1 protein-coding gene is annotated in these 2,340 nt (G+C 67.1%); it reads left to right on the plus strand.

Going from position 1 to position 2,340, the window contains the following annotated elements:
* Positions 1–405: 405 nt before the first annotated feature.
* A partial coding sequence (locus Y706_RS23635; protein ID WP_043434784.1) for a UvrD-helicase domain-containing protein occupies positions 406–2,340 on the plus strand: 1,935 nt, incomplete at its 3' end.

The raw sequence follows: 2,340 nt of genomic DNA on the forward strand, positions 1-2,340 counted from the left end.
GGGTGGCGGAGGACATGTCCGTTCGGCCGTGCCGTGTCAGCGGGGCATGCCCGTTCTTCCGGACAGCCTCTGTGGACATGCTCATTTTTCAGAACAACCTCCGCGGGACATGCTCATTGTTCGCTGTCAGGAGTGGGCGCAAAGGGAGTATGTCCAGTGGTCAGGGGTGGCGGAGGACATGTCCGTTCGGCCGTACCGGGTCCGTGGGTCATGCTCATTGTTAACAACCTCGGCGGTCTTCAGAATAACCCGGATCTTCTCCATGACAGCCTCCGCGGGGCATGCTCATTCTTCGCGGCCAGGGGTGGGCACAAGGGGATTATGTCCACTGGGCGCGGGCAGGGGAGCGCATGTCCCGACGGGCGGACACGGCTGTCAGCGCCACCGCCTAGACTTAGATACACCATGGATATGTTGTTTGACCCTTACGCCGACGGACCCTTCCAAGCTGCCTCCAAGGCGGCGGCAGGCACTAAATCGCGCTCCGGGTCCGGCCTGGCGGGCCTGGATTCCGGACCGGATTCCGCACCGCACGGCGCCGCCCCGCACAGCGGAAGCCCGCACGGCGGAAGCCCGCTCGGCGGCGCCCCGCACGGCGGCAGCGCGCACGGCGACGGACCTGACAGCGGCTGGGACCGCCCGCAGCTTCCGAACGCGGGCGAACTCCTCGAGGGGCTGAACCCCCAGCAGGAAGAAGCGGTCAAGCACGCCGGCAGCGCCCTGCTGATTGTCGCCGGCGCCGGGTCGGGCAAGACCCGCGTGCTCAGCAACCGGATCGCCTACCTGATCGCCACGAGGCGGGCGCACCACGGCGAGATCCTGGCCATCACCTTCACCAACAAGGCCGCGGCCGAAATGCGGGAACGGATCGAGGCGCTGGTCGGCGGCCGGGCCAAGACCATGTGGATCTCCACCTTCCACTCCTCCTGCGTCCGGATCCTGCGCCGCGAGGCCAAGAACGTCGGGCTCAACTCCAACTTCTCGATCTACGACTCCGCCGACTCGCTGCGCCTGATCACCCTGGTCGCCAAGAACCTGGACCTTGACCCCAAGCGCTTCGCGCCCAAGGCCATCCAGCACAAGATTTCCGCGCTCAAGAACGAGCTGATCGACGCCGACAGCTATTCCTCGAGCGCCAACTACAACGATCCCTTCGAGCAGGCCGTCGCCGAGGTCTTCAAGGGCTACACCCAGCGCCTGCGCCAGGCCAACGCCATGGACTTCGATGACCTGATCGCCGAGACCGTCTACATGTTCCGGGCCTTCCCGGCGCTCGCCGACTCCTACCGGCGCCGCTTCCGGCACGTCCTCGTGGACGAATACCAGGACACCAACCACGCCCAGTACGCCCTGGTGCGCGAGATCGTCGGCGAAGGCCCCGACGCCGCCGAGCTCACCGTCGTCGGCGATTCAGACCAGTCCATCTACGCCTTCCGCGGCGCGGACATCCGCAACATCGTGGAGTTCGAGAAGGACTACCCGGACGCCCGCACCATCAAGCTCGAACAGAACTACCGCTCCACCCAGACCATCCTCAGCGCCGCCAACTCGGTGATCTCCCGCAATCCCAACCGGCCGGAGAAACGGCTCTGGACGGCCGAGGGCGACGGCGAGAAGATCGTCGGCTACGTCGGCGAGAACGAACACGACGAGGCCCAGTTCATCGCCAAGGAAATCGACCGGCTCCAGGACGAGGGCAACCTGCGCCCCGGCGACGTCGCCATTTTCTACCGCACCAACGCCCAGTCCCGCTCGATCGAGGACGTCCTGGTCCGCGTGGGCCTGCCCTACAAGGTGGTCGGCGGCACCCGCTTCTACGAGCGCAAGGAGATCAAGGACGCCCTCGCCTACCTGCGGGTCCTGGTCAACCCGGACGACGACGTCAACCTCCGCCGCATCCTCAACGAACCCAAGCGCGGGATCGGCGACCGAGCCGAGGGCGCCGTCGCCGCCCTGGCAGAGCGTGAGCGCACCTCCTTCATGGCCGCCGCGCGGCGCGCCGATGAAGCCCCGGGCATGGCGACGCGTTCGGTCAACGCCGTGCTGGGCTTCGTGAAACTCCTCGACGACCTCGCCGAGGTCGCCTCCGGCTCCGGTGCCGCCGCGGCTCTCGAAGCCGTGCTCGAACAAACCGGCTACCTGGCCGGGCTGCGTTCCAGCACCGACCCGCAGGACGAGTCCAGGGTGGAGAACCTCGCCGAACTGGTCGCCGTCGTCCGGGAATACGAACGGGACAATCCCGAAGGCTCGCTCGGAGCCTTCCTGGAGCAGGTCTCCCTCGTGGCTGACGCCGACCAGATCCCGGACGCCCCCGGCGGTGACGCCGAAAACCTGGCGGCC

The sequence above is a fragment of the Arthrobacter sp. I3 genome (genome assembly GCF_000520575.1).
Taxonomy (GTDB): domain Bacteria; phylum Actinomycetota; class Actinomycetes; order Actinomycetales; family Micrococcaceae; genus Arthrobacter; species Arthrobacter humicola_A.